The 1,171-nt window shown below is 79.1% G+C and carries 1 protein-coding gene; it reads left to right on the top strand.

Annotated elements, in window-relative coordinates; all coding sequences use genetic code 11:
* On the top strand, positions 1-963 hold a 963-nt coding region (locus ABEB16_RS18730), incomplete at its 5' end, for an alkaline phosphatase family protein (protein WP_345713726.1).
* Between the last annotated feature and the right edge of the window lie 208 nt (positions 964-1,171).

Below are 1,171 nucleotides of genomic sequence, written 5' to 3' on the forward strand. Positions count from 1 at the left end.
CGCGGCGGGCACGCGCCGTTCCTGCGCCGCCTGCGCCGCGACGGCGACCACCGCACGATCGAGGCGGGGTTCCCCACGACGACGGCCACGAGCATGGGCCTGTTCGGCACGGGGCTGCCCCCGGGGGTGCACGGCCTGGTCGGTTACGAGGTCCTCGACCCCGCCCGCGACGTCCTGGTCAACCAGCTCGCGTGGGACGCGGAGCTGGACCCGCGCCGCTGGCAACCGCACCCGACCGTCCTGCAGGAGGCGCAGGCGGCGGGCGTGGAGGTCGTCCGGGTGGGGCCGGGGCACTTCGACGGCTCCGGGCTGACCGAGGCGACGCTGCGCGGCGGGCGGTTCGTCGCGACCCCGGACGTGCTGGAGGCGCGGGTGGACGCCGCCGTCGCGGCGGTGCGCAGCGCCGCCCGCAGCCTCGTCTACGTGTACTGGGGCGAGCTGGACCGCACGGGCCACGGCCGCGGTGTCGGTTCGCGGGAGTGGGGTGAGGAGCTGGAGCGGGTGGACGCCGCGCTGGCCGCCCTGGCGCGCCGCCTGCCGCGCGACTGCCGCCTGGTGGTGACCGCCGACCACGGCATGGTCGACGTGCCCTTCGCGCAGCGGGTGGACCTGGCGGTGGAACCGGAGCTGACCGCGGGGCTGCGGCACGCCGGCGGGGAGCCGCGCGCGCTGCACCTGTACTGCGAGCCGGGGGCGGCCGCGCAGGTCGCGGCGGCGTGGCGGGGGCGGCTGGGTGCTCAGGCGTGGGTGCTCACGCGTGCGGAGGCGGTCGCCGCGGGCTGGTTCGGCCCGGTGGAGGCGGCGGTGCACCCACGCATCGGGGACGTCCTCGCGGTGATGCGCGGGGAGGTCGCCGTCGTCGACTCCCGCCGCCAGCGCCCGGAGCTGTTGCGGCTGCTGGGCCTGCACGGCGCGCTGACCCCGCAGGAGCGGCTCGTCCCGCTGTTCGCCACGGGCGGCTGAGCGCGCCCCGCCCGGCGGGAACCGGCGGGCCCGGGCCGGCGGCCCCGGTGTCGCCGGCCCGCGCCGGTCAGTCGCGCTTGGCCCCGAACACGATCTCGTCCCAGCTGGGCACGCTGGGGCGCTTCTGCCCGCCACCGCGCCCACCGCGGGTGCGGTTGCCGCGCGGTGGGCGCGGCCGCGGGGTGGCCGGTGTGGTGGCCGCCGTGGT

The organism is Kineococcus glutinatus, from assembly GCF_039542765.1.
GTDB classification, from domain to species: Bacteria; Actinomycetota; Actinomycetes; order Actinomycetales; family Kineococcaceae; genus Kineococcus_A; species Kineococcus_A glutinatus.